General features: G+C 67.0%; 26 protein-coding genes. 9 read left to right on the top strand and 17 right to left on the bottom strand.

Annotated elements, in window-relative coordinates; all coding sequences use genetic code 11:
• Positions 1 to 15 precede the first annotated feature (15 nt).
• Genes G6N19_RS13260 through G6N19_RS13240 form a run of 5 tightly spaced genes read left to right on the top strand, consistent with a single transcriptional unit; the run spans position 16 to position 6,093 of the window.
• Positions 16 to 822 carry an enoyl-CoA hydratase/isomerase family protein gene (locus G6N19_RS13260; RefSeq protein ID WP_193465087.1) on the top strand — a complete coding sequence of 269 codons (807 nt, stop codon included), beginning with the start codon at positions 16 to 18 and terminating at the stop codon, positions 820 to 822.
• Positions 819 to 1,610: an enoyl-CoA hydratase/isomerase family protein gene (locus G6N19_RS13255; RefSeq protein ID WP_041320176.1), complete on the top strand. Its 792-nt coding sequence runs from the start codon at positions 819 to 821 to the stop codon at positions 1,608 to 1,610. Before G6N19_RS13260 ends, G6N19_RS13255 begins: the two co-directional genes overlap by 4 nt.
• On the top strand, positions 1,610 to 3,076 hold the full coding sequence (locus G6N19_RS13250; protein ID WP_193465086.1) for an AMP-binding protein: 1,467 nt from the start codon (positions 1,610 to 1,612) through the stop codon (positions 3,074 to 3,076). The genes G6N19_RS13255 and G6N19_RS13250 overlap by 1 nt, the downstream gene beginning before the upstream one ends.
• Positions 3,066 to 4,568 (top strand): class I adenylate-forming enzyme family protein, encoded by a 1,503-nt coding sequence (locus G6N19_RS13245; protein WP_193465085.1) that lies wholly within the window; start codon positions 3,066 to 3,068, stop codon positions 4,566 to 4,568. The genes G6N19_RS13250 and G6N19_RS13245 overlap by 11 nt, the downstream gene beginning before the upstream one ends.
• A complete protein-coding gene (locus tag G6N19_RS13240; RefSeq protein WP_193465084.1) occupies positions 4,561 to 6,093 on the top strand; it encodes a class I adenylate-forming enzyme family protein in 1,533 nt (510 codons plus the stop codon). Before G6N19_RS13245 ends, G6N19_RS13240 begins: the two co-directional genes overlap by 8 nt.
• A gap of 18 nt (positions 6,094 to 6,111) precedes the next feature.
• Here G6N19_RS13240 and G6N19_RS13235 read toward each other — a convergent pair whose 3' ends face one another.
• From G6N19_RS13235 to fabG, 4 genes are all read right to left on the bottom strand, one after another.
• Complete coding sequence (locus tag G6N19_RS13235; protein WP_193465083.1) at positions 6,112 to 6,819, bottom strand: GntR family transcriptional regulator; 708 nt, start codon at positions 6,817 to 6,819, stop codon at positions 6,112 to 6,114.
• A 3-nt stretch (positions 6,820 to 6,822) separates the two neighbouring features.
• Positions 6,823 to 8,016 carry an acyl-CoA dehydrogenase family protein gene (locus G6N19_RS13230; RefSeq protein WP_193465082.1) on the bottom strand — a complete coding sequence of 398 codons (1,194 nt, stop codon included), beginning with the start codon at positions 8,014 to 8,016 and terminating at the stop codon, positions 6,823 to 6,825.
• Complete coding sequence (locus tag G6N19_RS13225; protein ID WP_232062700.1) at positions 8,013 to 9,170, bottom strand: acetyl-CoA C-acetyltransferase; 1,158 nt, start codon at positions 9,168 to 9,170, stop codon at positions 8,013 to 8,015. The genes G6N19_RS13230 and G6N19_RS13225 overlap by 4 nt, the downstream gene beginning before the upstream one ends.
• 146 nt (positions 9,171 to 9,316) lie before the next feature.
• Positions 9,317 to 10,102: a 3-oxoacyl-ACP reductase FabG gene (gene fabG / locus G6N19_RS13220; protein ID WP_193465080.1), complete on the bottom strand. Its 786-nt coding sequence runs from the start codon at positions 10,100 to 10,102 to the stop codon at positions 9,317 to 9,319.
• 60 nt (positions 10,103 to 10,162) lie between these two features.
• Here fabG and G6N19_RS13215 point away from each other — a divergent pair, with 60 nt between their 5' ends.
• The 3 genes from G6N19_RS13215 to G6N19_RS13205 are packed head-to-tail and all read left to right on the top strand — an operon-like array spanning position 10,163 to position 13,657.
• Positions 10,163 to 11,326: an acyl-CoA dehydrogenase family protein gene (locus G6N19_RS13215; RefSeq protein WP_193465079.1), complete on the top strand. Its 1,164-nt coding sequence runs from the start codon at positions 10,163 to 10,165 to the stop codon at positions 11,324 to 11,326.
• 22 nt (positions 11,327 to 11,348) lie between these two features.
• Complete coding sequence (locus tag G6N19_RS13210; RefSeq protein WP_193465078.1) at positions 11,349 to 12,170, top strand: mycofactocin-coupled SDR family oxidoreductase; 822 nt, start codon at positions 11,349 to 11,351, stop codon at positions 12,168 to 12,170.
• Positions 12,171 to 12,178: 8 nt separating this feature from the next.
• Positions 12,179 to 13,657 carry a class I adenylate-forming enzyme family protein gene (locus tag G6N19_RS13205; protein WP_193465077.1) on the top strand — a complete coding sequence of 493 codons (1,479 nt, stop codon included), beginning with the start codon at positions 12,179 to 12,181 and terminating at the stop codon, positions 13,655 to 13,657.
• On the opposite strand, the gene G6N19_RS13200 is transcribed toward G6N19_RS13205, so the two are convergent.
• The 12 genes from G6N19_RS13200 to G6N19_RS13150 form a co-directional block, all read right to left on the bottom strand.
• Positions 13,652 to 14,821, bottom strand: a complete 1,170-nt coding sequence (locus G6N19_RS13200; RefSeq protein WP_193466392.1) for a cytochrome P450 — start codon at positions 14,819 to 14,821, stop codon at positions 13,652 to 13,654. The two genes, G6N19_RS13205 and G6N19_RS13200, sit on opposite strands and share 6 nt — an antisense overlap.
• A 15-nt stretch (positions 14,822 to 14,836) precedes the next feature.
• Entirely contained in the window at positions 14,837 to 15,241 is a 405-nt protein-coding gene (locus G6N19_RS13195; RefSeq protein WP_193465076.1) for a hypothetical protein, read from the bottom strand.
• 15 nt (positions 15,242 to 15,256) lie between these two features.
• Positions 15,257 to 15,943, bottom strand: coding sequence for a hypothetical protein (locus G6N19_RS13190; RefSeq protein ID WP_013830341.1), 687 nt, complete (start codon positions 15,941 to 15,943; stop codon positions 15,257 to 15,259).
• Positions 15,940 to 16,071: a hypothetical protein gene (locus tag G6N19_RS21610; RefSeq protein WP_013830342.1), complete on the bottom strand. Its 132-nt coding sequence runs from the start codon at positions 16,069 to 16,071 to the stop codon at positions 15,940 to 15,942. Before G6N19_RS21610 ends, G6N19_RS13190 begins: the two co-directional genes overlap by 4 nt.
• Positions 16,072 to 16,085: 14 nt before the next feature.
• Positions 16,086 to 16,877 (bottom strand): CbbQ/NirQ/NorQ/GpvN family protein, encoded by a 792-nt coding sequence (locus G6N19_RS13185; protein WP_193465075.1) that lies wholly within the window; start codon positions 16,875 to 16,877, stop codon positions 16,086 to 16,088.
• Positions 16,878 to 16,890: 13 nt separating this feature from the next.
• A complete protein-coding gene (locus tag G6N19_RS13180; protein ID WP_193465074.1) occupies positions 16,891 to 18,423 on the bottom strand; it encodes a nitric oxide reductase activation protein NorD in 1,533 nt (510 codons plus the stop codon).
• 362 nt (positions 18,424 to 18,785) lie between these two features.
• A complete protein-coding gene (locus G6N19_RS13175; protein ID WP_083037788.1) occupies positions 18,786 to 19,463 on the bottom strand; it encodes a hypothetical protein in 678 nt (225 codons plus the stop codon).
• A 45-nt stretch (positions 19,464 to 19,508) separates the two neighbouring features.
• Positions 19,509 to 20,120 (bottom strand): TetR/AcrR family transcriptional regulator, encoded by a 612-nt coding sequence (locus G6N19_RS13170; protein WP_193465073.1) that lies wholly within the window; start codon positions 20,118 to 20,120, stop codon positions 19,509 to 19,511.
• A gap of 83 nt (positions 20,121 to 20,203) precedes the next feature.
• Complete coding sequence (locus tag G6N19_RS13165; protein WP_193465072.1) at positions 20,204 to 20,386, bottom strand: (2Fe-2S)-binding protein; 183 nt, start codon at positions 20,384 to 20,386, stop codon at positions 20,204 to 20,206.
• A 6-nt stretch (positions 20,387 to 20,392) separates the two neighbouring features.
• Positions 20,393 to 21,823, bottom strand: coding sequence for a FadD3 family acyl-CoA ligase (locus G6N19_RS13160; RefSeq protein WP_232062699.1), 1,431 nt, complete (start codon positions 21,821 to 21,823; stop codon positions 20,393 to 20,395).
• A gap of 29 nt (positions 21,824 to 21,852) precedes the next feature.
• Positions 21,853 to 23,043, bottom strand: a complete 1,191-nt coding sequence (locus tag G6N19_RS13155) for an amidohydrolase family protein (protein WP_013830350.1) — start codon at positions 23,041 to 23,043, stop codon at positions 21,853 to 21,855.
• A 35-nt stretch (positions 23,044 to 23,078) separates the two neighbouring features.
• Positions 23,079 to 24,725 (bottom strand): AMP-binding protein, encoded by a 1,647-nt coding sequence (locus tag G6N19_RS13150; RefSeq protein ID WP_193465070.1) that lies wholly within the window; start codon positions 24,723 to 24,725, stop codon positions 23,079 to 23,081.
• 57 nt (positions 24,726 to 24,782) lie between these two features.
• Here G6N19_RS13150 and G6N19_RS13145 point away from each other — a divergent pair, with 57 nt between their 5' ends.
• Positions 24,783 to 25,505, top strand: a complete 723-nt coding sequence (locus G6N19_RS13145; protein WP_193465069.1) for an enoyl-CoA hydratase/isomerase family protein — start codon at positions 24,783 to 24,785, stop codon at positions 25,503 to 25,505.
• Here the strand turns inward: G6N19_RS13145 and G6N19_RS13140 are convergent.
• On the bottom strand, positions 25,502 to 26,155 hold the full coding sequence (locus G6N19_RS13140; RefSeq protein WP_193465068.1) for a TetR/AcrR family transcriptional regulator: 654 nt from the start codon (positions 26,153 to 26,155) through the stop codon (positions 25,502 to 25,504). The genes G6N19_RS13145 and G6N19_RS13140 overlap by 4 nt on opposite strands.
• Between the last annotated feature and the right edge of the window lie 58 nt (positions 26,156 to 26,213).

Below are 26,213 nucleotides of genomic sequence, written 5' to 3'. Positions count from 1 at the left end.
AAGAAGGGACCGGCCATGCCGACATTCGACACCATCACCTACGAACTGGACGGCCATACCGCGACGATCACCCTGAATCGTCCCGAGGCACTCAATGCACTGAGCCCGCACATGGTCACCGAACTGCGGGCCGCCTACGCCGAGGCCGAGAACGACGAGAAGGTGTGGTTGCTGATCGTGACCGGAACCGGGCGGGCGTTCTGCACCGGCGCCGACGTGAAGGCGATCCCCGGCGACGGGAAGGTGATCAACGAACGGCCCTACCTGTCGACCTACGAGCAGTGGGAGGCCCCGCAGGAGGGGACCCCGCCGTTCCGGACGATGGCCAAACCGGTCCTGGCCGCGATCAACGGAATCTGTTGCGGCGCGGGCCTTGACTGGGTGACCACCGGAGACATCGTCATCGCCTCGGAGCGTGCCACCTTCTTCGACCCGCACGTCTCGATCGGCCTGGTCGCCGGCCGTGAAGTGGTGCGGCTGGCACGCGTGCTGCCCCGCTCGGTCGCCCTGCGCATGGCGATGATGGGCCGCCACGAACGCATGAACGCCCAGCGGGCCTACGACCTCGGCATGATCAGCGAGGTGGTGGAGCACGACCGGTTGCTGGAACGCGCGCATGAGATCGCCGGCATCCTCAACTCCAACGCTCCGCTGGCGGTGCGCGGGACCCGGCTGGCGATCCTCAAAGGCCTCGACCTGCCGCTCCACGAAGCCGAAATGCTCGCCGAGGCCTTCCGGGAGCGCAACCTGCACACCGAGGATTCACTGGAGGGCCCCAAGGCCTTCGTGGAGAAGCGGGCACCGGAATGGCAGTGCCGATGACGCCGGACAGCTTCGAGACCATCCTGCTCGATGTCGACCGCGACGACCGGGTCGCCACCATCACGCTGAACCGGCCGGATCGGCTCAACGCCTTCAACCGCACCATGTGCGAGGAGATGGCCGCGGCGTGGCGCATCGTCAAACTCGACGAGGACGTCAACGCCGTCGTGCTGCGAGCCGCCGGCGACCGGGCTTTCAGCGCCGGACTGGACATCAAGGCCTCCTACGGACAACCCGACAACGTCTGGAATCACGAGGATCCCGGCGAGGCGCTCAGCCCCAAGTGGCAGAAGATGTTCAAACCGGTGATCTGCGCGGTGCAGGGGATGTGCACCGCCGGCGCGTTCTACTTCGTCAACGAAGCCGACGTGGTGATCTGTTCGGCCGACGCGACGTTCTTCGACTCGCACGTGTCCGCCGGACTGGTCTGCGCACTGGAACCGATCGGACTGATGCGCCGGATCGGTCTGGGCGAAACGTTGCGGATCGCGTTGATGGGCAACGACGAACGAGTCGGCGCCGACACCGCGCTGCGCATCGGCCTGGTGTCAGAGATCGTGGCACCCGAACAACTCTGGGGGCGGGCACACGAGATCGCGGCCGCCATCGCGGCCAAGCCGCCGTCGGCGACCCAGGGCACGGTGAAGGCGATCTGGGAATCGCTGGACAAGCCCTACCGAGCCGCCCTGGAACAGGGACTGATCTACACCCGGCTGGGAAACCCGCTCGGCAAAGCCGAACTCGACGCCCAACCACCCCACCCTGCCGCCCCGCCGCGGATCCGCTGATGGCGCATCCGCTCACCGAACGTATCGCCGCGGTCCTCGACCTGCAGCCCGACGCGCGCGCGTTCGAATACGCCGGCCAATGGCACTCCTGGTCTCAGGTCGCCGTCATGGCCCGGCGCATCGCGGCACTGACCGCCGGCCGAAGAGTCGGAATCCTGCTGCGCAACCGTCCCCCGCAGCTGGCCGCGCTGCTCGGCGTGCTGCTCGGTGGCGGCTGCGTGGTGGTGATCAACCCGTCCCGCGGCGACGAACGCACCCGCGCGGACATCGCCGCGCTCGAACTGCCGGTACTCATCGGCGAACCCGAGGATCTGACCGCCCTGGTCGCGCCGACACCGCGCACCACGACGGTGTCGGTCTCCGACCTCACCGGTGAGCCACAGGTCACCGCGGCCACCGAGGCCGGTTCGGATGCGGGCCGTCCCGGCGTGGCGGTGTGGATGCTGACCAGCGGGACGACCGGCCCCCCGAAACGCATCGACCTGACCTACGACATGCTGGCGCACAGCGTGATCGGCCCCGATCCCGCCCGGGCACCGGCACCGACCCAGTTGCGCGGCGGTGTGGCGATCGTCAATTCACCGCTGGTACACATCGGCGGAGTGTTCCGGGTACTGCAGTGTGTCGCCGAGGCACGGCCATTCGTGCTGCTGGACCGCTTCGAGCTGACGGGCTGGGCCGAGGCGGTGCGCAAGTATCGGCCGCGCGCGGTGTCGCTGGTCCCGACCGCGCTGCGGATGGTGCTGCACTCAGACCTGACCCGTGAGGACTTATCCAGTATCCGTGCTGTCACCTCGGGCACGGCTCCGCTGTCGGCCGACGACTCCGACGCCTTCACCGCCAAATTCGGCATCCCGGTGCTCACCTCCTATGCGGCAACCGAATTCGGTGGCGGAGTAGCCGGCTGGACCCTGGGCGACTACCAGCGGTTCTGGCAGGACAAGCGCGGCAGCGTCGGACGGGCAACTCAGGGAGCACAACTGCGGGTTGTCGGTGACGACGGCGTCCCAGTCGGCCCCGACAAGCCCGGCTTGTTGGAGGTCAAGCCGGGCCAACTCGGCCCAGACGCGGACTGGATGCGCACCACCGACCTGGCCCGCATCGACGTCGACGGATTCTTGTGGATCCTCGGCCGGGCGGATCAGGCCATCATCCGCGGTGGTTTCAAGGTGATGCCCGACGATGTGCGGGTCGCCCTGGAGGCCCACCCGGCGGTGAAGGGCGCCGCCGTGGTGGGACGCAGCGACGATCGCCTCGGTCAGACACCGGTGGCCGCGGTCGAGCTGCACTCCGGAGCCGTCACCGATGCCGAGACACTGGCCGATTTCCTGAGCACCCGGCTGGCCCGCTACGAGATCCCCACCGACATCACGATCGTCGACGCCCTGCCGCGGACCCCGTCGGGCAAGGCCGACCTCAATGCGGTGCGGGAGCTGATCGGCGCACAGGGACGGCATGTCCACTGATGTACTGCCGGAAATCCTGCGCGCACAAGCTCGTTCGCGCGGGGCTCATCCGCTGCTGATCTGCGACACCGAACGCATCAGTTACACCGAGGCGGAGCGGCGATCCGCCCAGCTGGCCGGCCGGCTGCTCGCGCTCGGGGCCGGCCGCGGCAGTCACATCGGACTGCTGTACCCCAATGGCGGGTCGTTCCTGGTCGGCGCGCTGGCCGCCGCACGTATCGGAGCGGTGGTGGTCCCCTTCCCCACCTTCGCCACCGCCCCGGAGCTGCGCCGCCAACTGGCCCACAGCGATGCCCAGATCCTGCTGGCCGGCGAGTCCTATCGGTCGCATGACTACCGGCAGCGGCTCACCGAAGCGCTGGAGGTCGGGCTCGACTGTGGTGAGCCGGTATTCAGCGTCCATGCCCCGCAGCTGCGCCGGGTGGTCTTCGATGCCGATGCCGGTGGCGAGGCTCCGGAAATCCTCGAAGCCCTGGAGACCGATGTCGACGGCAGCGATCCGCTGTGCATCATCTACACCTCGGGGTCCTCCGGGATGCCCAAAGGCGTGATCCATACCCACGCCGGGCTGTTGGGCCACCAGCGCAATCTGAACGACATCCGGCGACTGACCGCCGCCGACATCCTGTTCTGCAACTCGCCGTTCTTCTGGATCGGGGGATTCGCGTTCGCGCTGCTGGCCAGCCTGCTGGCAGGATCGACACTACTGTGCTCCAACGCCACCGACCCGGGCGCCACGCTGGACCTGATCGAGGCCGAAAAGCCCACGATGACCAATGGTTTCGTCAGCGGGATAACGGCCCTGGCGCGCCACCCGAGCCTGCCCCGCCGTGACCTGTCCACGCTGCGCCGGGGCAACCTGTATCCGCTCATGGCCCCCGATGCGCGACCCGCGGATCCCCAGTTGCGACACCAGATGTTGGGTATGACCGAGACCGGTGGCCCGGTGCTGCTCAGCGAGGACGACAGCGATCAGGCCGAGCATCGGCGCGGCAGTTTCGGCCGGCCCGCGCCCGGGTTCGAGTGCCGAGTCCGCGACGGTGAGCTGATGGTGCGCGGACGCCACCTGATGCAGCGCTATCACAAGCGCAGCCGCGAGGAATGTTTCGACGCCGACGGCTGGTTCGCCACCGGGGACCTGGTGCGCACCGACGCCGACGGCTTCTACTACTACCAGGGCCGACGTGACGCGGTGATCAAGACAGCCGGCGTCACCGTGTCACCGATCGAGGTGGAACGCGCCATCGCCAAGGTGACCGGCGGGGCCGTCGCCCACGTGATCGGCATTCCCGACCCCGATCGCGGACAGCTGGTGGCGGCGGTCGTCGTGCAGCAGGACCTGGATCTGGGATCGCTGCCGGAGCTTCTCAAGCCGGAACTGTCGGCCTACAAGATCCCGCGCCGCTTTGCCACGGTCCCGGCCGCCGAGCTCCCACTGCTGACCAGTGGCAAAGTCGACCGGCACCGGCTGGCCGAGGTCTTCGATGTCTGACTCCGCCACCATCGACGCCCTGGTCTGCTCCCGTGCCGGCTCGCAGCCCGACAAGCCCGCCGTGATCGATCCGAGCACCCGGCTCAGCTACGCCGAACTCGACACATCGTCTCGTGAGCTGGCAGCGGTCTTCGTCCAGGCCGGTGTCGGGAAGGGCACCCGAGTGGGGCTGATCATGCCCAACGGCGTCGAGTGGGTGCGCACGGCGATAGCCCTGACCCGCATCGGCGCGGTGCTGGTGCCGCTGAGCACACTGTTGACCCCGCCGGAGCTGGTCGCCCAGCTTCGCGTCGCGGCGGTGCAATTCTTGGTGAGCGTCGACGAATTCCGTGGCCGACGTTACCTCGACGGACTGGAAGTGAATACTTCGACTCTCCCCGCTCTGCAACAGATTTGGGATGTCGAACAGTTGGCTTCCGTCACCGCGGGTGCCGCACCCGCCCGGATCGTCGACGCACTCGCCGCGGCCGTCACGCCCTCCGACCCGCTGGTGATCATGTTCACCTCCGGCAGCAGCGGCCCGCCGAAAGGGGTGCTGCACTCGCACGGCAACGCACTGGGCGCCGTTCGGGCCGGTCTGGCCGCCCGCTGCATCCACGCCGGCACCCGGCTGTACCTGCCGATGCCGTTCTTCTGGGTCGGTGGCTTCGGCGGCGGCGTGTTGTCGGCGCTGCTGGCGGGTGCGACGTTGGTCACCGAGCAGATCCCGACACCGGAGACGACCCTGAAACTGCTGGAATCCGAACGGGTCACGTTGTTTCGCGGCTGGCCCGACCAAGCCGAGACGCTGGCACGCCACCGCGGCGACGCCGACCTGTCGGCGCTGCAACCCGGCAGCCTGGAAGCACTGCTGCCGCCGCAGCTGCGCGCCCAGCCAGGCGCACGCGCCAATCTGTTCGGGATGACCGAATCGTTCGGACCGTACAGCGGCTATCCCGCCGACACCGACATGCCCCGGTCCGCCTGGGGCAGCTGCGGTAAACCGTTCGAGGGCATGGAGGTTCGGATCGTCGACCCCGACACCGGCGTCCCGGTACCGGCCGAGACGGTGGGCATGATCCAGCTGCGCGGGCCGCACATGCTGCGCGGCATCTGCCGCCGCAGCCGCGAGCAGACCTTCACCGCCGACGGCTTCTACCCCACCGGTGACCTGGGGCGCCTCGACGACGACGGGTTCCTGTTCTACCACGGCCGATCCGACGACATGTTCAAGGTCAGCGGCGCCACGGTCTATCCCAGCGAGGTCGAGAAGGCGCTGCGCGCCATCGACGGCGTCGAGGCCGCCTTCGTCACGAATGTGTTCGATGACGGCCGGGATCGGGTCGGTGCGGCGGTGGCCGGTGCTGCCCTGACGGTCGAGCGACTGCGCGAGGATGCCCGCGAGCGGTTGAGCCCCTTCAAGGTGCCGACGGTGTGGCTGCTGTTTTCCAGTCCCGACGCCGTTCCGCGCGGACCGACCGGCAAGGTCGACAAGCGGCGACTCCGCGAACAACTGACCGAGACCATCGAAGCAAATCAGCTTTGAGCCAGCTGACGGCGGCCCTCAGCTTGGTTGCCGCCGACGCCGACCCGATCCGCCGGCCGACTCCACCACACCGTGCTCGACGAGGTGATCGATCAGTGGGGCCGCACCGGCGGCCAGATGCTCGGCCATCGCCGCGCGGGCCAGTTCTTCGTCGCCCTTGGCCAGCGCCGCCAGCACGGCGCGGTGGTGCCTGGTCGATTCGGCCGGCCAGCCTGACACGGTGGGAAACACCGATTCCGGTGCGTACCGGGTGATCTGGTACATCAGCTGGGCGAGCTTCGGCGAGTCGGCGGCGACATTGATGGCACGGTGGAACTCGTGGTTGAGCCGCACCGCCCGTTCTTCGTCATCGGCGGTGTAGGCGTCTTCGAGCTGATCCTGGATCTCGTCGAGTTCGCGTAGCTGTTCGTCGGTGATGTTGGCCGCCGCCCGCGCGGCGAGCTCGCCACCGATGTGCGCCTGGACGTCGGAAACATCGGTGATGTCGCGCCGCGTCACCGGGAGCACGACGAATCCGCGATGCGGCTGCTGATCGAGCAGGCCCTCGGCGCGCAGGCCGAACAGCGCCTCGCGCACCGGGGTCACGCTGACACCCAGCTCGGCCGCCAGCTGGTCCAGCCGCACATACTGCCCGGCGAGATAGTCCCCGTTGAAGATTCGCTTGCGCACGAAACGGGCCACATCCTCGGAGAGCTGTGACCGCACCGGAAAGTCGGGGGCGCCCACGTCTTAGACCCGGTAGTCGGCGAGCAGTCGCTTGCTGATGATCTGCTTCTGGATCTCGCTGGTGCCCTCGCCGATCAGCAGGAACGGCGCGTCGCGCATCAGCCGTTCGATCTCGTACTCCTTGGAGTAGCCGTAGCCGCCGTGAATCCGGAAGCTCTGCTGGGTGACCTCCGAGCAGAACTCGCTGGCCAGGTATTTGGCCATCCCAGCGGCGACGTCGTTACGTTCGCCGGAGTCCTTGAGCCGGGCGGCGTTGACCATCATCAGGTGCGCTGCTTCGACTTTGGTCGCCATCTCGGCGAGCTCGAAGGCGATCGCCTGGTGCTCGGCGATGGGCTTCCCGAAGGTCTCGCGCTGCTGGGCGTAGCGTACCGCGAGCTCGAACGCCCGGATACCGACCCCGCAGGCCCGCGCCGAGACGTTGACCCGGCCCACCTCGATGCCGTCCATCATCTGGAAGAAACCCTGCCCGGGCGCCCCGCCGAGCACGTCGTCGTCGGCGGCGGCGTACCCGTCGAAGATCAGCTCGGTGGTGTCGATGCCCTTGTAGCCGAGCTTGTCGAGCTTGCCCGGAATGGTCAGCCCGGGAAGGACTTCGCCGAAGCCGACCGGCTTCTCCACCAGAAAAGCCGTCAGGTTGCGATGCGGCTTGTCGGCGCCCTCGTCGGTGCGCACCAGTACGGCGATCAACGTGGAGCTACCGCCGTTGGTCAGCCACATCTTCTGCCCGTCGATGACGTACCCGCCGTCCGGCTGCCGGGTGGCGCGGGTGCGGATCGCAGCGACATCGGACCCCAGTTCGGGCTCGGACATGGAGAACGCGCCGCGGGTCTCGCCGGTGGCCATCCGCGGCAGGAAACGCTGCTTCTGCTCGTCGGTGCCGTGTTGGCGCAACATGTAGGCGACGATGAAATGGGTGTTCAGCACGCCGGAGACGCTCATCCAGCCGCGGGCCAACTCCTCGACGCACAGCGCGTAGGTGAGCAGGGATTCCCCGAGCCCGCCGTATTCCTCGGGGATCATCAGGCCGAACAAGCCCATCTCCCGCATCGAGTCCACGATGGCCTGCGGATAGGTGTCGGTGCGCTCCAGCTCGCCGGCCGCCGGGATGACTTCCTTGTCCACGAATCGGCGCACGGTGTCGAGGATCTCGGTCTGGAACTCGGTGAGCCCCAGGGTTTGCGCGAGTTTGGTCACGGCCCGACCCTTTCGAAGACGGCGGCGAGCCCCTGGCCGCCGCCGATGCACATGGTCTCCAGTCCATAGCGGGCGCCGCGCCGGTTGAGCTCGCGGGCCAGGGTGGCCAGCATCCGCCCACCGGTCGCGCCGACCGGATGCCCCAGCGAGATTCCCGAACCGTGCACGTTGGTTCGTTCCCGGTCGGCGGCGCCGAATCCCCATGCGGCCATCACCGCGAGCGCCTGCGCGGCGAACGCCTCGTTGAGCTCGATGAGGTCGATGTCGGACAACCGCAGCCCGGCCTTGCCCAACGCGACGTCGGTGGCGGGCACCGGCCCGATCCCCATGACATTGGGCGCGACTCCCGCGACACCCCACGACACCAGTCGCACCAACGGGGTCAGGCCCAGCTGCTCGGCCTTCTCGCGGGTGGTCACCACGCACATCGACGCCGCGTCGTTCTGACCGCTGGAGTTTCCGGCGGTGACGGTGGCGTCCGGATCACTCTTGCCCAGCACCGGTTTCAGCTTGGCCAGCGACTCCACCGAGGTGTCGGCCCGGGGATGTTCGTCGGTGTCGATGAACTCCTCGCCGGCGCGGGATCGCACGGTGACGCCGATGATCTCCCCGGCCAGCACGCCGGACTGCTGGGCCGCCACCGCACGCCGGTGCGAGGTCACCGCCAGCTCGTCCTGCTCGGCGCGGGAGATGCCGTACTCCCGACGCAGGTTCTCGGCGGTCTCCAGCATGCCGCCGGGTACCGGGTGGTGCCGGCCGCCGGCGGTGGTCCGGCCACGCGCCAGGCCGTCGTGGATCCGGACCCCGCCGCGGGCCCCGCCCCAGCGCATGTCGGTGGAGTAGAACGCCACGTTGCTCATGCTCTCCGCGCCGCCGGCGATCACCACGTCGCAGTCACCGCTGCTCACCTGCAGGCAGGCCTGCAGCACCGCCTGCAGCCCGGAGCCGCAGCGGCGGTCGACCTGCATGCCCGGAACCGTCACCGGCAGACCGGAATCCAGCGCGACCACCCGTCCGATGGCCGGTGCCTCACTATTGGGATAGCAGTGGCCGAGCACCACGTCCTCGATCGCGTCGGCGGGCAGCCCGGTGCGGTCCAGCAGACCTTTGAGCGCGGCGACGCCGAGCTCGACGGCGGTCAGCGAGGCGAACATCCCGCCGTAGCGGCCGATCGGGGTACGGACCGGTTCGCAGATCACCGCCTCCCTCGGCCGAGAAGTCCCCCGCAAGCGGGAGGTCCCCCCAGCGAAAGCCCCTATTCTAGGCCCGATTTGGGGGCTTTCACGTCTGCTCGCGCCGGTCATAGATGCCTGCCGCCGGTCACTTCGAGCACCGTGCCGGTCATGTAGGACGACATCCCGGAGGCCAGGAACAGCGCGACGTTGGCCACCTCGTCGGGCTCCCCGGCCCGCCCCAGTGGCACCTCGGCCACCTTGGAGTCCCAGATGCGCTGCGGCATCGCCTCGGTCATCGCCGATCGGATCAGCCCCGGCTGGATCGCGTTCACCCGTACCCCCAGGTAGGCCAGCTCCTTGCTGGCCGCCTTGGTCATGCCGACGATGCCGGCCTTGGCCGCCGAGTAATTCGTCTGTCCGACCATGCCGACCTTGCCCGAGATCGAGGACATGTTGACGATGGCGCCGCGCTTCTGCTCCCGCATGATCGCAGCGGCCGCCCGCAGTCCGTTCCAGGTGCCCTTGAGGTGCACCGAGATCACCTGGTCGAACTGGTCCTCGGTCATCTTGCGCATGGTGGCGTCGCGGGTGATGCCGGCGTTGTTCACCATGATGTCGAGCCCGCCGAACATCTCCACCGCGGCGGCGACCAACGCCTCGACCTCGGCGGAGCTGGTGACATCGCAGCGTACCGCTCGCGCCACCTCGGATCCCCCCAACTGCGCAGCGGCCTCCTCGGTGGCCGCCAGATTCACGTCGCCCAGCACCACCCGGGCGCCTTCGGCGATGAATCGCTCCGCAATCGCGTAGCCCAGCCCCTGGGCGCCGCCGGTGACGACCGCTGTTTGACCGGTCAGCAAGGACACTCGATCACCCGCCTTCTGTGAGATGTTTGCAGCATCATATTTCATATATGATCATCGTCGGTAACGGGTCGTTCAACGTGTCGGACGTGAGGAGAAGCGGCGTCGATGAGTGAAGTCAGCGACGAGGATTTCGCCGAGATTCTGGCCCAGACCCGCCATTTCGTTCGCAGCTCGGTGGTTCCGCGCGAGGCCGAGATCCTCGCCGAGGACCGCGTTCCCGACGATCTGCGCGAACAGGCCAAGGCGATGGGCCTGTTCGGCTACGCCATCCCGCAGCAGTGGGGCGGGCTGGGCCTGGACCTCACCCAGGACGTCGAGTTGGCCATGGAGTTGGGCTACACATCGCTGGCGGTGCGCTCGATGTTCGGCACCAACAACGGCATCGCCGGTCAGGTGCTGGTCGGGTTCGGCACGCAGGAACAGAAGAGCCGCTGGCTGGCCCCCATTGCCACCGGCGACGTCGTGGCCTCCTTCGCACTCACCGAACCGGGTGCGGGCTCCAACCCGGCCGGACTGCTGACCAAGGCGGTCCGCGACGGTTCGGACTGGCTGATCACCGGCCAGAAGCGGTTCATCACCAACGCGCCCACGGCCGAGTTGTTCATCGTCTTCGCCCGCACCCGCCCGGCCGACGAGCAGGGCGCCGGTATCGCGGTCTTCCTGGTTCCCGCCGGCGCCACCGGCGTCGAGGTGGGCGTCAAGGACGCCAAAATGGGCCAGGAAGGGGCGTGGACGGCCGACGTGAGCTTCACCGACGTGCGCGTCTCCGATGCGGCGCTGGTCGGCGGCAGCGAGGATCTCGGCTACCGGGCCGCATTGACCTCGCTGGCGCGCGGCCGGGTGCACATCGCCGCGCTGGCGGTCGGCGCCGCCCAGCGCGCTCTCGACGAGTCGGTCGACTATGCGGCCACCGCCACCCAGGGCGGCACCCCGATCGGCAGCTTTCAACTGGTGCAGGCAATGCTGGCCGACCAGCAGACCGGCGTTTTGGCCGGCCGCGCCATGGTTCGTGACGCCGCGCGCAAGTGGGTCACCGAGGAAGACCGCCGAATCGCGCCGTCGGCGGCGAAGCTGTTCTGCACCGAGATGGCCGGCAAGGTCGCCGATCTCGCGGTACAGGTCCACGGCGGCACCGGTTACATGCGCGGGGTACCGGTCGAACGCATTTACCGCGATGTCCGGCTGCTGCGCCTGTATGAGGGCACCAGCGAGATCCAACGGCTGATCATCGGCTCGGGTCTGGTCAAAGCCGCTCAGCGGCAGACATGAATCGACAAGGGAGGGATCAGGCATGACGGGACGACTGACCGACCGGGTCGCGTTCATCACCGGAGCCGCACGCGGGCAGGGGCGCGCGCACGCGGTGCGCATGGCCAGCGAGGGCGCCGACATCATCGCAATCGACGTGGCGGGCAAACTCCCGGACTGCGTACCGTACGACCCGGCAAGCCCGGAGGATCTGACCGAAACGGTACGACTGGTGGAAGCCACCGGTCGGCGCATTGTGTCCTCGGTCGTCGACACCCGCGACTACGACGGGTTGCGGGAGGCGGTCGTCGCCGGGGTGTCCACGCTGGGAAGGCTGGACATCATCGTCGCCAATGCCGGTGTCGCAGCCCCGCAGGCCTGGGATGCCATCACCCCGGAGAATTTTCGCGATGTGCTGGACATCAATGTGACCGGCACCTGGAACACCGTGATGGCCGGTGCGCAACACATCATCGACGGAGGTCGCGGCGGCTCGGTCATCTTGATCAGCTCGGCGGCCGGCATCAAGATGCAGCCGTTCATGGTGCACTACACCGCCAGCAAGCACGCCGTCACCGGCATGGCCCGCGCGTTCGCCGCCGAACTGGGCAAGCACGGGATCCGGGTCAACAGCGTGCATCCCGGCCCGGTCAACACCGACATGGGTACCGGCGACATGGTCAGCGCGCTGGGGCAGGCGATGGAGACCAATCCGCAACTCTCGCAGATGCTCACGCCTTTCCTGCCCACTTGGGTGGCCGAGCCGGAAGACATCGCCGGCACGGTGTGCTGGCTGGCCAGCGGTGACTCCCATCTGGTCACCGCCGCCGCGATTCCGGTGGATCAGGGCTGCACGCAGTACTGAGGTGGGGAATGGACCGGTTCTGCGCAACGCTATCGGCGGGCCTCAACAGCTACGGCACAGCCCCGTGTATCGAGTTCGAGCGAACCTGGTACTCCGGCAATGACATCACCGGCTACATCGCAGCTGTCGCCGACCAGCTGGCCCGGGCGGGTATCGCACCCGGCGATCCGGTGGGCGTGGTGGTGCGCAACCGCGTCCCGCACGCCGCGGTCATCCTAGGCTTCGTCGCCGCCGGTCGTCCGGTCGCGATGATCTACTCCTACCAATCGGCCGAATCCATTGCGCGCGACATCACCTCGCTTCGGCTACCGGCGATCCTGGCCGACCAACAGGACTGGACCGGACCGGCGCGCGACGCCGTCACGCATGTCGGATCGGCCGGGATCGGGCTGATTCCCGAGCCGATCGGTGTCGAAACCATCGCTGCGCGACGGCAAGTCGGTGATGCAGCGCCCGGCGGCAGGCTCGCACCCGGACTGCACATCTTGACCAGCGGCACTACCGGAGCGCCCAAACGGGTGCCGGTATCGACGTCGGCACTGCAGCACACGGTGCTGACCATGACCGTGGGGCAGCGCCCCGCCCCCGACGATTCCCCCGAACTGGTGTACTGGCCGTTCGGCAGCATCGGTGTGTGCCAACTGCTGGTCGGCCCCTACCTCGGTAAACGGATGGTGCTGCTGGAGAAGTTCACTGTCGACGAGTGGGTGCGGGCGGTCAAGACCTACCGGATTAAACGGACCGGTGTGCAGCCGGCGATGCTGCGCATGCTGCTCGACGCCGATGTCGCCGAATCGGATCTTGCCTCACTGGAGTACCTGCCCGGTGGTTCTGGCCCGTTGGAGTCGCAGCTGCGCGAGGAGTTCGAGAGCCGCTACGGCATACCGCTGCTGTGGGCGTACGGCGCAACGGAATTCGCCGGCTCGGTTTGTGCCTGGACGCCGGAGCTGTACGAGCGCTACCGCGACACCAAGCCGGCCAGTTCGGGTAAACCGCTGCCGGGCGTGCAGGTTCGCATCGTGGATGCGGACACCGGCACGGTACTGCCGACCGGTAGGCACGGCCTTCTCGAAGCCCGGGTGCAGGTGATGGGACCGGAGTGGATCCGCACCACCGATCTCGCCTCGGTGGATGCCGACGGTTTCGTCACGATTCACGGGCGCGCGGATGGCGCGATCAACCGCGGCGGTTTCAAGGTCCTGCCGGAAACGGTGCGCGCGGTACTGGTGTCACATCCGGCGGTGCGCGACGCCTGTGTGATCGGGCTCCCTGATACCCGCCTGGGTCAAGTCCCGGTAGCGGCCGTCGAGCTGCGGCACAGTGGCGGGAAGCCGTCGGAGGACGACCTGAAGACCTTGGTGCGCAACGCGCTTCCCAGCCATCATGTGCCGGTGGCGATCGTCGTCGTCGAACAACTGCCGCGCAATGCCGCGCTCAAAGTGCGGCCCGCCGATGTCGCGGCGCTGTTCGAGACGCGGCGGTCATGAGTCCGGCCCGAGCCGAAGTGGCAGCGCCGGCAGCGAGCACGTCGCCGACGGCCAGCTGATCTCTGGCACGAAACCCGGCGCGAGCCCGAAATCAGGAATGCGGGCCAGCCATTCCGAGACCACGAGTTTGAGCTCCAGACGGGCGAGGTGTGAGCCCAGACAGCGGTGCGGACCGCCGCCGAATCCCCAGTGTTTATGCACCTTTCCGTCGAGAACCGGTTCATTCCCGGAATACTCGTCGCTGCCGTCTCGATTGATCGCACCGAGGCAGAGGCGGACCTCGGCGCCCGCGGGAATCTCAACGCCGGCGATGGTGACCGGGCGGGTGGTGGCTCTCCCGACGACGGGCGCCGCAGGTTCGAGGCGGATCATCTCCTCGACGAAGACCGCGACACCGTCGGGATCCTCGCGCAATGCCGCCCGCAACGCGGGCCCGCGGGCCAGTTCCAGCATCGTTGCGCCGATCGTTGCGGTGACGGTGTCCAGCCCGGCCAGCACGAATACCAGGGACAGCCCGATGGCCTCGTTGTCATCGAGCGGATCTGCGCCGCGCAGTAGTTCCGAGAGAATGCCGGGAAGCGGATCCTTCCGTTGACGCGCAACAGCTTCGGTGAGGTAGTCGAACAGTTCCACGGTCGGTGTCAGGTCCACGCTGGCGGGGTCGTCGGTCAGGCTCAACGCGATGATCGCGTCCTTCCAGGCGACCAGGCGGTCCCGGTCCTCGAGGGGCAGCCCGAACAGTGTGAGGAACACCTGCGAGGGATAGGGGGTAGCCAGTTCAGCCATCACCTCACACCGATCGTGCGCGGCGATTCCGGAGATGATCTCGGCGGCCTGCGACTGCAGCGAGGGCAGCAGCGCCATCAGGGTCTGGGGGCTGAAGTAGCGATGCAGCAGCTGCCGGTACCGGGTGTGGTCGGGCGGATCGAACCCCAATGGCACCAGCGGAACCGGGCTGATCATGTCGTCGTAGGGGATCCTCGAAGAGAAGACCTCCCAGTTACGCAGCGCGGCAAGCACATCATCGCGTCGGGTGAGGTAGTAGGCGCCCTCGCCGTACACCACGGGCCCGAGATCGCGCAACGCCGCCCACCCTTTGCCACGATCGTGGGCCATCGGCAGGTCGGCGTAGGCGAAGTGCGGCAGTACCGGCGCTACCTGCATCTTGTCCAGCACCGCTCAGCCGCCCTGCTGTTGGGCGGCTTGCTGTTTGGCCAGCCGAGCCTCGTACCGGTCGACCAGCTCTCGGAAACCGAGCCGGTCATATTGCGGGACGGGCTGAATCCCCCAGATGTCCTTGGCGGTGTCCTTGCCCTCGGCGCCCTCCGGAGGCCCGAGCGGCGGGTAGGGGTACTTGCACTCGAGGGTGTCGTCGGAATAGCGCACCTTGAGCAGCTCGCTGCAGATCTGGGTGAGGCTCAGCGTCGGGTAGCCGTAGTAGACCGCCATGAACGGCAAGGTGAAAGCGCCTTCGATGACCAGTGCGACCAGGCACACCAACGTGGCACGCTTGATCCAGGTGTGCATACGCGCGTAGTAGGGCGTGGTGCCCGGCGGTAAGTCCTCGGCGGCAGTGGTTTCCATCGTTGTGCTCCTTGATCAGTCGGTGAAGATTTCGCGGTTCACCGTGTGCAGATACGGGATGGCCAGGAAGGGGGTGATGTAGAAGATGTCGTAGAGCCACCAGCCGATGACCGGGAAGATCACCCCGGCGTAGCGCACGTCGGCGAACATGGTCATGTTGAAGACGTAGAGAACCCAGATCAGCACACCCATCCAGCAGGTGACGATCATCCATTGGTGGCCCCAGCGCTTCATCTGCAGAAAGCCGATCGCGGCGGCGCAGCGCATCGCGAACACGGTCAGGATCATGCCGAAGACCATGGATTTCTCCCCCGGTCCGGCCGCACCGCCGACCCACAGTTCGTTGTAGTGCCAGAAATAGCCGGCGTCGAACATGTGACCCCAGCCGATCAGCAGCACCCGGTTGATCAGGGTGTGGTTGGCGACCAGGTCCAGCGACCAGCCCAGGCTGTTGAGCATGCCGTCGATCAGCACCAGATACCCGATCAGGGTAACGATCATGGGCCGCACCGACAGACCGGCCCGCTGGGCCTCGCGCTGCAGCCACACCCCGCGCATGAAGATCGGGAAACCGATCAACCCGGGTGCCCACATACCCATCAGCGCAGCACCGACGATCATCCATTTGTCGGCCTGCCGCTGGGCGAGGCGGGACTGCTCCTGATGCTCGTGCAGGCCGACCGGTGGATCGGTGGTCGTCACAGGTACCACCAACCCCGATCGAACGACATGTACAGCTGGATCAGGAACATCGTGAGCAGGTAGCCGTAGATGACGATCTGGAAGACGATCAGGGCCCTCTTGCGTTTCTGCTCTTGCTGGTCGGCCATTTCGGATTTCCCTTCTAGAGTTTGTCGGCGTCGAGCAGAACTGCGGCCGCGATCTCGCGCAGTCCTTCACTGATGGCACCATCGGTGCTCAGCGGCGCGAGGATGCACGCTTCGGCCGCTTCCAGTTCGCCGGCACCGGCCGCGATGAGCTGTGCCGCGGTGACCAGCACCCGGGTCGACGGCGGCTCGAAGTGGAACGCCTCGTCGGCGGTGCGGATGGCGATGGCGCAGTGCACGAGTCGCTGCGCGGCGGCAAGTTCTATGCCGGTTTCGGCGACGACGGCCTGCGCCTCGCGTTCGGGGGGAAGGTAGGTCATCGGCAAGGTGGCGAAGCGCTGCCGGAACGACGGTTTGAGCTCTTTCAACGAACTCCGGTACGCCGGGTTGTAGGAGCACACCAGCATGAAATCGTCCGGCGCCCGGACCACTTCGTCGGCTCTGTCCAGATACAGGCTGCGCCGATGATCGGTGAGCGAGTGCAGAATCGCCAGTGAGTCGTGACGCGCCTCCACCACCTCGTCGAGGTAGCAGATGGCACCGGTTTTGACCGCCCGGGTCAGTGGTCCGTCGGTCCAGGTGACATCACCGCCGGTCACCATGAAGCGTCCGACGAGATCTGAACTGGTCAGGTCGTCATGGCAGCTGATGGTGATGACGGGCCGACCCAGCAGTGATCCCATATGCTCGACGAACCGGGTCTTACCGCAGCCGGTCGGCCCGGTCAGCATCACCGGGATCTTCCGAGTGAAGGCCTGCTCGAAGAGTCGGACCTCGTTTCCGTTCGAGTAATACATGTCGCTGCTCATGTGGCTCCCTCCCTTACGTACTGATCAGTTCGCGGTGCACGCGTGCCAGTACGCGCGGCAGTTCTTCCACCCGGCTGATCCGTTGTGAGCGTTTGGGTCCGAAAACCTCGGGCAACGGGTCGACGCGTGTCGGGCCGACGCCCACGTAGTAGACCGACACACCGGCCTCGTTGGCCTCCTCCACCGCGTGCGCGGCGTCCGACCAGGCGTACCTACCCTCGTAGCCTTCGTCGGAGATCATCCCGTCGCCGATGATGATGAGTAGTCGGCGCTCCGAGGGCTGGTCGAGCAGTCGGCTGGTCAGATGCCGGATCGGGGCACCGAGGCGGGTGTAACCACCAGCGGACAACCCCATACCGCTCGGCGGGACGAATCGGGCTTCCGGAAAGTCCTTCAGGCAACGGACTTCCACCCGATGCCTGGTGTTGCCGGTGAACACGAAGATCCCATGCCGCTCACGCGCGTGGGTCATGGCGCGGGACAACGCATCCGCGCAGGCCAGCTCGAGCCGGAATACCCGTCCCCCGTGTACCCCCAGCGAGGAGCTGCCGTCGAGCAGCAGCGCGGTGTTGACATCGCGGTCACACGGCAACAGGTCGCGGAACAGTCGAGGCTCGCCGGCCTCCCCGGTGCGCAGGTCGACGTAATGGCGGACGTACTGGTCGATATCGAGATCCGACCCGTCCTCGAGCCGGCTGACCATCGCGCGATGGGTGTCCTCCTGAAACCACTTGCGCAGGTCAGCCGAGGTCGTGGTGGGGGCACCGACTCGTCGGTCACGCGCCAACTCCACAACGGCCACGTGGTCGGGCATCAGGCGCTCGGTCCAGGAATTCCACTCCGGATACGGGATTCCCGGACGGTGCTCAGGGGTGACATCGGTGTCGTTGTCCTGCGGCCGGCTCGGCGGAGGCAGGTTCGGATTGCGAACCCCACCGTCACCGCCGACGGGCACCGAGTACGGCCGCGGCATCCGCTGCTGCGTCGTGGTCCAGGGCATCCTGCCGAATTGCCGCCGCAGTCTGTCGGTCAGCCCGGTGGGCGCTGTGTAGATCGCCGGCAGCCGGCCCAGCAACGGGTCGAGCTCCGCCTGATCCGATCCCCGGGCGGTCTCGATGGCCCGACCGATCATGTCGCGCGCCTCGAGCTGCGGGTCCGCCGGTGCGAGTTCGGGTAGCAGACGGTCGAACTCGGGCATCAAACCCGGCCACCGCGCCGCGATCCAGCCCAGGGCGACGCCGGCTTCCACGACGGTCAGCGCCCGCAGTTCACGTGCCGACAGTTCGTTGATCCGGTACTGGCCCAGCCGGTCCTTCGACGATGCGCATTGCAGGGCGATCCCGCAGGTCAACGATCGGCGGGTCCAGTCGGTCCGCAATACCGGGTAGGGCACGTGCACGTGACTGCGCGACACGCTGAGGCCGAAGCCGCGGTGGTCGCCGGTGACCAGCCGCACGCCGGCGCGGTTCTCCTCGCTCAGCGCGACCGCGGTGACCGAGCAGCTGCGCTCCAACGCCATGGCGGCGGTCTGGTCGAGGTCAGTCATGAAACGTCGCTCCCGGGCAGATGTGCGCCCGGCTCAGAACGTGCCGATGTTGGAGAACATCCAGTACCAGAACCAGATGACCAGACCGGTACCGCCCCATGCCGCGACGTAACGCAGAATCTCCCAGACGTAGTCCATGGTCGGACCTCCTTGTTGACGGGTTCAAGCCGCGCGCCGCGGCGCAGGAAAACTTGTAACGCACGATGTTTCGTCCGCCACCGCGAAGCCTCCCCAAGACCACGCCGGTCCGTGGCTGGCGTCGGCGGGTGTCGTGCCGGACTCGGCGCAGCTGTGGGGTCATGGTGCACTGTTTCTAACCTATTGACTGACTTCAGTCAATAGAACGGATGCTTGCGGGGTGGTCAATCGGTGAAGATCTCGCGGTTCACGGTGTGCAGATACGGGATCGCAAGGAACGGGGTGATGTAGAAGATGTCGTAGAGCCACCAGCCCACGACCGGGAAGATCACCCCGGCGAACCGCACGTCGGCGAACATCGTCATGTTGAAGACGTACAACACCCAGATCACCACGCCCATCCAGCAGGTGACGACCATCCACTGGTGACCCCAGCGCTTCATCTGCAGGAACCCGATCCCGGCCGCGATACGCATGGTGAACACGGTGAGAATCATGCCCGCTTCCATGGCCTTTTCGCCTGGGCCGGCAGCGCCGCCGACCCAGAGTTCGTTGAAATGCCAGAAGTATCCGGCGTCGAACATGTAGCCCCAGCCGCTGAGCAGCACACGCGCCAGCAAGGTGTGACTACCGATCAGGTCGAGCGCCCACCCCACGGTGTTGATCGCCGCGTCGACGATGACCAGGTACCCCAGCAGGGTCACCAGCATCGGCCGCACCGACATCCCGTTCCGCTGCGCCTGCCGTAGCAGCCACACTCCCCGGAGGAACAACGGCAGGCCGAAAATGCCCAATGCCGCAGTTCCTATCAGGATGCTTCCGCTGATCAGCCATTTGTCCGCCTGACGCTGGGCGAGGCGCGACGCTTCCATATGCTCTTCAACCGACAGTGCACCGGGCATGTCGACTGACTCTAGTCATTCAATGTCGCGGACGACAAGGATTGATCAGGCGATCACGGCAACGCTGTGCAGGGTGCGCTTCACCAAATCTTCGAGCAACTCGTGACGCATCGGATCGTTGGTGGTGATCGCCAGCGCGTAGAGACCGAGCAAGAAGAACACCGCACTGTTGATCGGCCGGACCTCCGGGTCCACCTCCCCCTCGGCCTGGGCCTGCTCGATGCGCTTGCCCAACAGCAGGACCAGTGAGTGATCACTACCATCCTCGGCGGCCGGGCGGGTCTGGGAGAAGTGCAGCGCCAGGAAATCCTTGAACAACAGCTCACCGAGGCGGCGCTCCAGCCCCAACACCAGTCGCACCGCTTCGGTCAAGGCGGATTTCAGGTCATGCCCCTTGGCCAGGTACCGGCCGAACTGCTTTGCCATCCGGTCCTCTTCACGCTGCTCGAGCTCGAGCAGCACATGTTCCTTGGTGGGGAAGTGGAAGAAGAACGTGCCGTGCGCGACGCCCGCGGCGGCGACGATGGCGCCGACGTCGGCCTGCGCCATCCCGGTCCGCTTGAACTCGGCCGTCGCCGCACCCAGCAGCCGCTCGCGCGTCTGCAGGCGCTTGGTTTCACGCGCCGTCATCTTGTCTGACTTGTCCGCCACGGCCATGCCCGGATCCCTCTGCCTACTGCGTTGTGACCATTCGCCGGTCACGACAGTACCGCCTCAGTAGTCCCCCGCCAGAAGATGACTTACGTCAGTGACCGCGTTCCGGTTGGAGCTGCCGCTATCAGGGCGCGGATGTTGTTCTTGCAGCGCCCGCATACCGTGCCCGCCCCGGTGAGTTCACCGACCTGTCTGGTGCTCGACGCACCGGCGGCGACGGCATCGATCACCTGCTGACTGGTCACCCCCGCGCACAGGCAGACGTACATGACGTCTCACGCCCCGGCCTGGGTCTCCAGTTGTCCCTTGTCCACCTTGCCGGTGGCGTTCAGCGGCAACCGGTCGACGAAGCGCACCGATCGCGGAACCTTGAAGCCTGCCATCCGGTCTCGGCTCCACGCGATCAGCTCCGATTCGGAGAGCTGGGGCGCCCGCTTCACCACGAACGCCTTGCCCACCTGGCCGAGTCGCTCGTCGGGGACACCGATCACCGCGGCCTGCGCGACGGCCGGATGCTCCAGCAGGAAGCCCTCGATCTCGGCCGGGTAGGCGTTGAAGCCGCCGACGATGAACATGTCCTTCATCCGCCCCACGATCCGCAGCCGACCGGCGTCGTCGATCGTCCCGATGTCTCCGGTGTGCAGCCAGCCCTGCTCGTCGATCGCCTCGGCGGTCGCCGCCGGGTCATCGAGGTAGCCGGCCATCACGTTGTAGCCGCGCACCAGAACCTCGCCGGCTTCGGCGTCGCCGGCTATGCAGATCTCGATGTCCGCACAGGCCTGGCCCGCGGTGGTGGCGATGTCCTCGAATGAGTCGCCGCGGCGCGAGGCGGTCACCGTGCCGGCCTCGGTCAACCCGTAGCCGGTCATGATCGACTGGAACGGCAATTCGCTGCGGATCCGGCGGATCAGGTCCACCGGGATGTCGGCGGCGCCGGTGACCGCGGCGCGCAGCGACGACAGATCACGCCCGGACGGAGCGTCCAACAGCGACTGATACAGCGTCGGCGGACCTGGCAGCATCGTGATGCGTTCGGTCTCAATGAGTTCGGCCACCACGTCGACGTCGAAAACCCGGACCGGGATCATGGTGGCGCCCCGGATGCAGGCGGCGATACAGCCCGCCTTGTAACCGAAGGTGTGGAAGAACGGGTTGACCATCAGGTAGCGGTCGCCCTCGCGCAAGTCGGCCAGGTCGCACCACTCGGCATAGAGCCGCAGATTCTGCTGATGGCTCATCATCACGCCTTTGGGCCGGCCGGTGGTGCCCGAGGTGAAGATGATGTCGGCGATGTCGCCGCCGTCGACCGCACGCTGCAGCGGCGCACCTGAAGCCAGGAAGTCCGATTTCAGGTCGATCACTGGTATCCCGGGCGGCGCGGTGAAATCCAGCCCCAGGAAACCCTTTTCGACCAGGACCAGCTTGGCGCCGCTACGACGGATGATGTCGTCGGCCTCCGCCGTCTTGAAGCGGGTGCTGACCGGAACGAGCACTCCGCCGGCGGTCAGCAGCCCGAATGCGGCGATGATCCATTCCGCGGAGTTGGGCGCCCAGATGGCCACCCGGTCCCCCTTGGCGACCCCCGCCGCGGCGAACGCCCCCGCCGCACAGCGCACTCGGTCGGCCAACTGGGAAAAACTCAGCCGCACCGGGCCATCGGCGATCGCTTCGGCATCCCCGAAGCGATCGCCGACACTCAAGACCATCTCGGGAATGGTCTGCCAGCGCGGCACCGCTAAACGGTGACGAGCCGACCGAGGTTACCGCCCATGATCTTGGCCTGGTCCTCGACGGACAGGTGCGACAGCGCCGTCACGTAGTGGGTCGGCTCGGCCAGACCCTCCGGGTGCGGCCAGTCGGAACCGTAGAGCACCTGCTCCACACCGATCAGGTTGATCAGATCGTCGATGCCCTCTTCGTAGAACGGGCTGACGTAGATGCGGTTCTTGATCTCCTCCATCGGGTTGCCCAGGAAGGCTTCCGGCGCCTTCTTGTACACCTCGGCCATGGAGTCCAGCAGCGGGAACATCCACTTGGAGCCGGCCTCCACGATGCCCACTTTGAGCTTCGGGTGGCGGAACAGCGCACCGTGGATCACCCAGGAGCCCACCGCATCCTGGATCGGGCGCCATTCGTTCAGAATGTTCATCGCATTGGTCTGGAAGGGCAGCATCTCCTGGACCGTGCCGTCCCACTCCGACGTGTAGCGCGCGTAGCCGCTGTCGCTGGAGTGCATGCCGACGAACACGTCATGGTGCACGCAACGCTCCCAGAACGGGTCGAACTCGGGCAGCGCAAACGAGCGCGGGCCGCGGAAACCGGGGACCGGAGCCGGGCGGATCAAGATGGCGCGGGCACCACGCTTGACACACCACTCGAGCTCCTCGATCGCCTTCTCGACGATGGGCAAGGTGATCACCGGGGTGGTGAAGATGCGGTTCTTGTAGTTGAAGCCCCACACTTCGTCCAGCCACTGGTTGAGCGAGTGGATGATGACGTGGATGGCGACCGGGTTATCGCGCAGCCGCTCCTCGATGAGGCTGGCCAGCGTGGGGAACATCAGCGAACGGTCGACGCCCAGTTCGTCCATCAGTGCCAGGCGCGGAGCCGGCTCGAAGAACGCCGGGATCGACTTCATCGGCTCCCCGAACAGTTCACGCTTGCTCTTGCCGTCGGGGTTGCCGAACTTGAAGTACTCCTCCCAGGCGCCCGGCTTGGCGACGTGCGAGAAGGTCGGGTTCGGGATGTAGTTGCTGATGTGGCCGTCGATCGCAATCTTGGTACGCCCGTTGATCTCCACGTACTGGACGATGTCCTTGTACTCCTTGGGCAAGTACTTGGTCAGCGCCTCCGGCGGCTCATAGAGGTGGTTGTCGGCGTCGAACAACGGGAACGGGATCTCGACGCGATGTGACAGTTGACCCATGAAATGCTCCTTTTCGGCTCATGAGAATCATATTCTCACAACGGTGTCGGTGCAACCTCGCTGGCAAGGCCCTGTCGCACCCGGTACTTCTGCACCTTGCCGCTGGCGGTGCGCGGGAAATCCTCGACCACGTGCAGTTCCTCGGGCCACTTCTGCCGCGCCACGCCCATCCGCTCGAAGTGGGCCCGCAGTTCCGGCATCGTCGGCGTCGCGAATCCGAGTTTGAGCCGGACCACCGCGGCCGCCCGCTCCCCGAGCCGGGCGTCGGGCGATGCGACCACCACCGCCTCGGCAATGGGGGGCATCGCCAACAGCACCTCTTCGACCTCCACGGCGCTGATGTTCTCGCCGCCGCGGATGATCACATCGGCCTTGCGGTCGGTGATGGTCAGATACCCGTCGGCGTCGAGCACGCCGATGTCGCCGGTGTGATACCAGCCCTCGGCGTCGAAAGCCGCCTCGGTCAGGGCATCGTCGGTGTAGCCCAGGCACAGGTCGGGGCCGCGGCTCAATATCTCGCCGTCGGGGGCCAGCCGGATCTCCACGCCGGGCCGCGCGTCACCGTCGGTGAACAGCCGCTTGTCCTCCGGGGCGCTGGCGGTCGAGCCGGTGATCGACGGGTGCTCGGTGCTGCCGTAGGAGCGGTAGACGTAGATGCCGAGGTCGGCAAGCCGGCGGGTGACCGCCGCGGGCACCGTCGCCCCGCCGAGCCCGACATTGGGAATGTGCTTGAGATGCTCGGTCGCAAAGCCCGGATGATCGAGCAGGCTGGTGACGAAGTACGGCGGTCCGCCACCGATCGACACCCCCTGACTGGTCATCAGCTCCAGCACCTGGCCGGGATCCCAGGTGTCGGCGAGGTCGATCGGAGCGCTCTCCAGCACCGGGATCAAGAAAGCGCCGAGCATCCCGATGAAGTGCCCGACCGGGGTTGCGGTCAGTTGCCGACCGCGATCCTTGGGGTAGTTATCGAGCAGCTGGCGCGTCTCGAAGCACAGTGTCTGGTGACTGTGTATGACGCCCTTGGGGTCTCGGGTGGTGCCGGACGTGAACGCGATGAGTGCCGGTGCACCGGGGTCGGTGGCCAGGATCCCGGCCATCGGTTCGGCGGCGAGCAACTCATCGAAGTCCTGGCCCACCACGCTCGCCGGTCTCCCGCCCACCACGCTCGCCGGTCTCCCGCCCACCACGCTCGCCGGTCTCCCGCCCACCACGCTCGCCGGTCTCCCGCCCACCACCCCGACGATCGGGATGTCCGCGGCCAGCTCCGGCCGATAGCTCATCCGCCCGAACTTCTCGGCGGTGATGAACACCCGGGGCTTGCTGGCGGCCAAGATGTAGCCCAGCTCCTTGGGGCCGTAGAAGTGCACGACCGGCACCACGACCGCCCCCAGGAACGCCGCCGCCCAGAAGGTCGCGGCGGCCTCCATCCAGTTGGGCAGCTGGAACGCCACGACATCGCCGGGGCCGACGCCGCGGGCCCGCAGCCCGGCCGCCAGCCGGCGGGCGGTCAGCTCCACCTCGCCGAAGGTGCCGACCCACGGGCGTACCGCCGAGTGCACCTCGAAGTGGTTGTCAGCCCCGCGGGACAAACCGTCACCGAGCAAGTCCCCGAGGGTCTCCCGGGTCCACCACCCATTGGCTTCGTAGTGACGCACCAGATCGTCGGGAATCTTTCGCATGTTCCCCGCGATGTTATTCTCCTGATCCGAGAATGCCAATATCCTCATTGGAGAGTCATGGTTGATGTCGAGCTGGATGAAGGATTGGCGGTCATCACGATCGATCGTCCCCAGGCGCGCAACGCGATCGCCCCGGAGACGATGGATCAGCTCGATCGTGCTCTTGATGCGGTAGCCGCGGCACGAGCGCTGGTCATCACCGGCGGCGGCGATCGCGCCTTCGTCTCAGGCGGCGATCTCAAGCAACTCGCCGCCATCCGCACCGAAGCGGACGCGCAGGCCATGGCCTGGCGGATGCGGTTACTGTGCGACCGCATCGCCGCGTTCCCCGCGCCGGTGATCGCGGCATTGAACGGCCACGCGCTGGGCGGCGGCGCCGAGGTCGCGGTAGCCGCCGACATCCGGATCGCCGCCGCCGACATCAAGATCGCGTTCAATCAGGTGTCATTGGCGATCATGCCGGCTTGGGGCGGGGCCGAGCGGCTGGCGGCCCTGGTCGGGCACAGTCAGGCGCTGCTGCTGGCCGGCACCGGAACCATGCTCGACGCCGCCGCGGCCGAACGGATCGGGCTGGTGAACCGGGTGGTGCCACGGGAGTCGTTCGAGGCCGAATGGCGTGGGCTGGCGCGGTCGCTGGCCAACCGGTCGGCGGGCGAGATCAAACGGGTGCTGGCCGGCGCGTCGGCGGACGAGGCGGTGGCAGCGTTTGCCCGGCTCTGGGTCTCCGACGAGCATTGGGCGGCCGCGGACGCGCTGCAGCAGCAGCGCAACAACCGCTAGCGCGCAGCGGCACTGGCCGGGAGGACCTGTCCGTCGGCGCCGGTGACCGCTTGCGGCTCGCCCTCGAAGCGATGCAACCACCGCTCCACGAACTCGACGGTCTCGGCATGGCCGAGGGTCATGCCCAGCGCCTCGTGTTCGATGATCAGCATCCGCGACGCGCTGGTCATCAACACCGTCAGCACCGTCGCCGGAAACTCGCCGCCATCGATGCCATAGCGGGCCAGCAGGCCGGCCACCGCCTCAATCTGTTCGGCGCGCAGCCGCTCGGCATAGCTGGCGATCTCCGACCGCAACGCCGCACGCTCGTTGGCCAGCGCCATGAACTGCATGGTCAGCGCGGTCCACGCCGGGTCGGTGTTGAACCGCCACAGCGCCCACAACGGCTGCGGCGACGCCAGCGCCGCGGCCTGCTCGGCCACCCCTTGATCACCCCGACGGCGGAACATCGCCAGGAAAAGATCATCCATGGTCCGGAAGTAGTAGTGCACGAGTTGGTGCTTGAGACCGGCCCGCTCGGCGACGCGGCGCGAGCTGACGGCGGTGTGGCCGGCGGTCAACAAGAGTTCCTCGGCGGCATCGAGCAACCGCAACCGGTTCTTCGCGTCCGGAGCCCCAATTCTGCGCTGCCCCTTACCAGATTCGGGCATACGGTCCGCTCCGCGTCATCACATTCCACCTTTACACGTCCGGCGGCCAGCGTAATGC

It is taken from the genome of Mycobacterium novum (assembly GCF_010726505.1).
Classification (GTDB): domain Bacteria; phylum Actinomycetota; class Actinomycetes; order Mycobacteriales; family Mycobacteriaceae; genus Mycobacterium; species Mycobacterium algericum.
The sequence above is the reverse complement of the archived record's forward strand: the minus strand, read 5'-3'. Positions and strand labels throughout refer to the sequence as shown.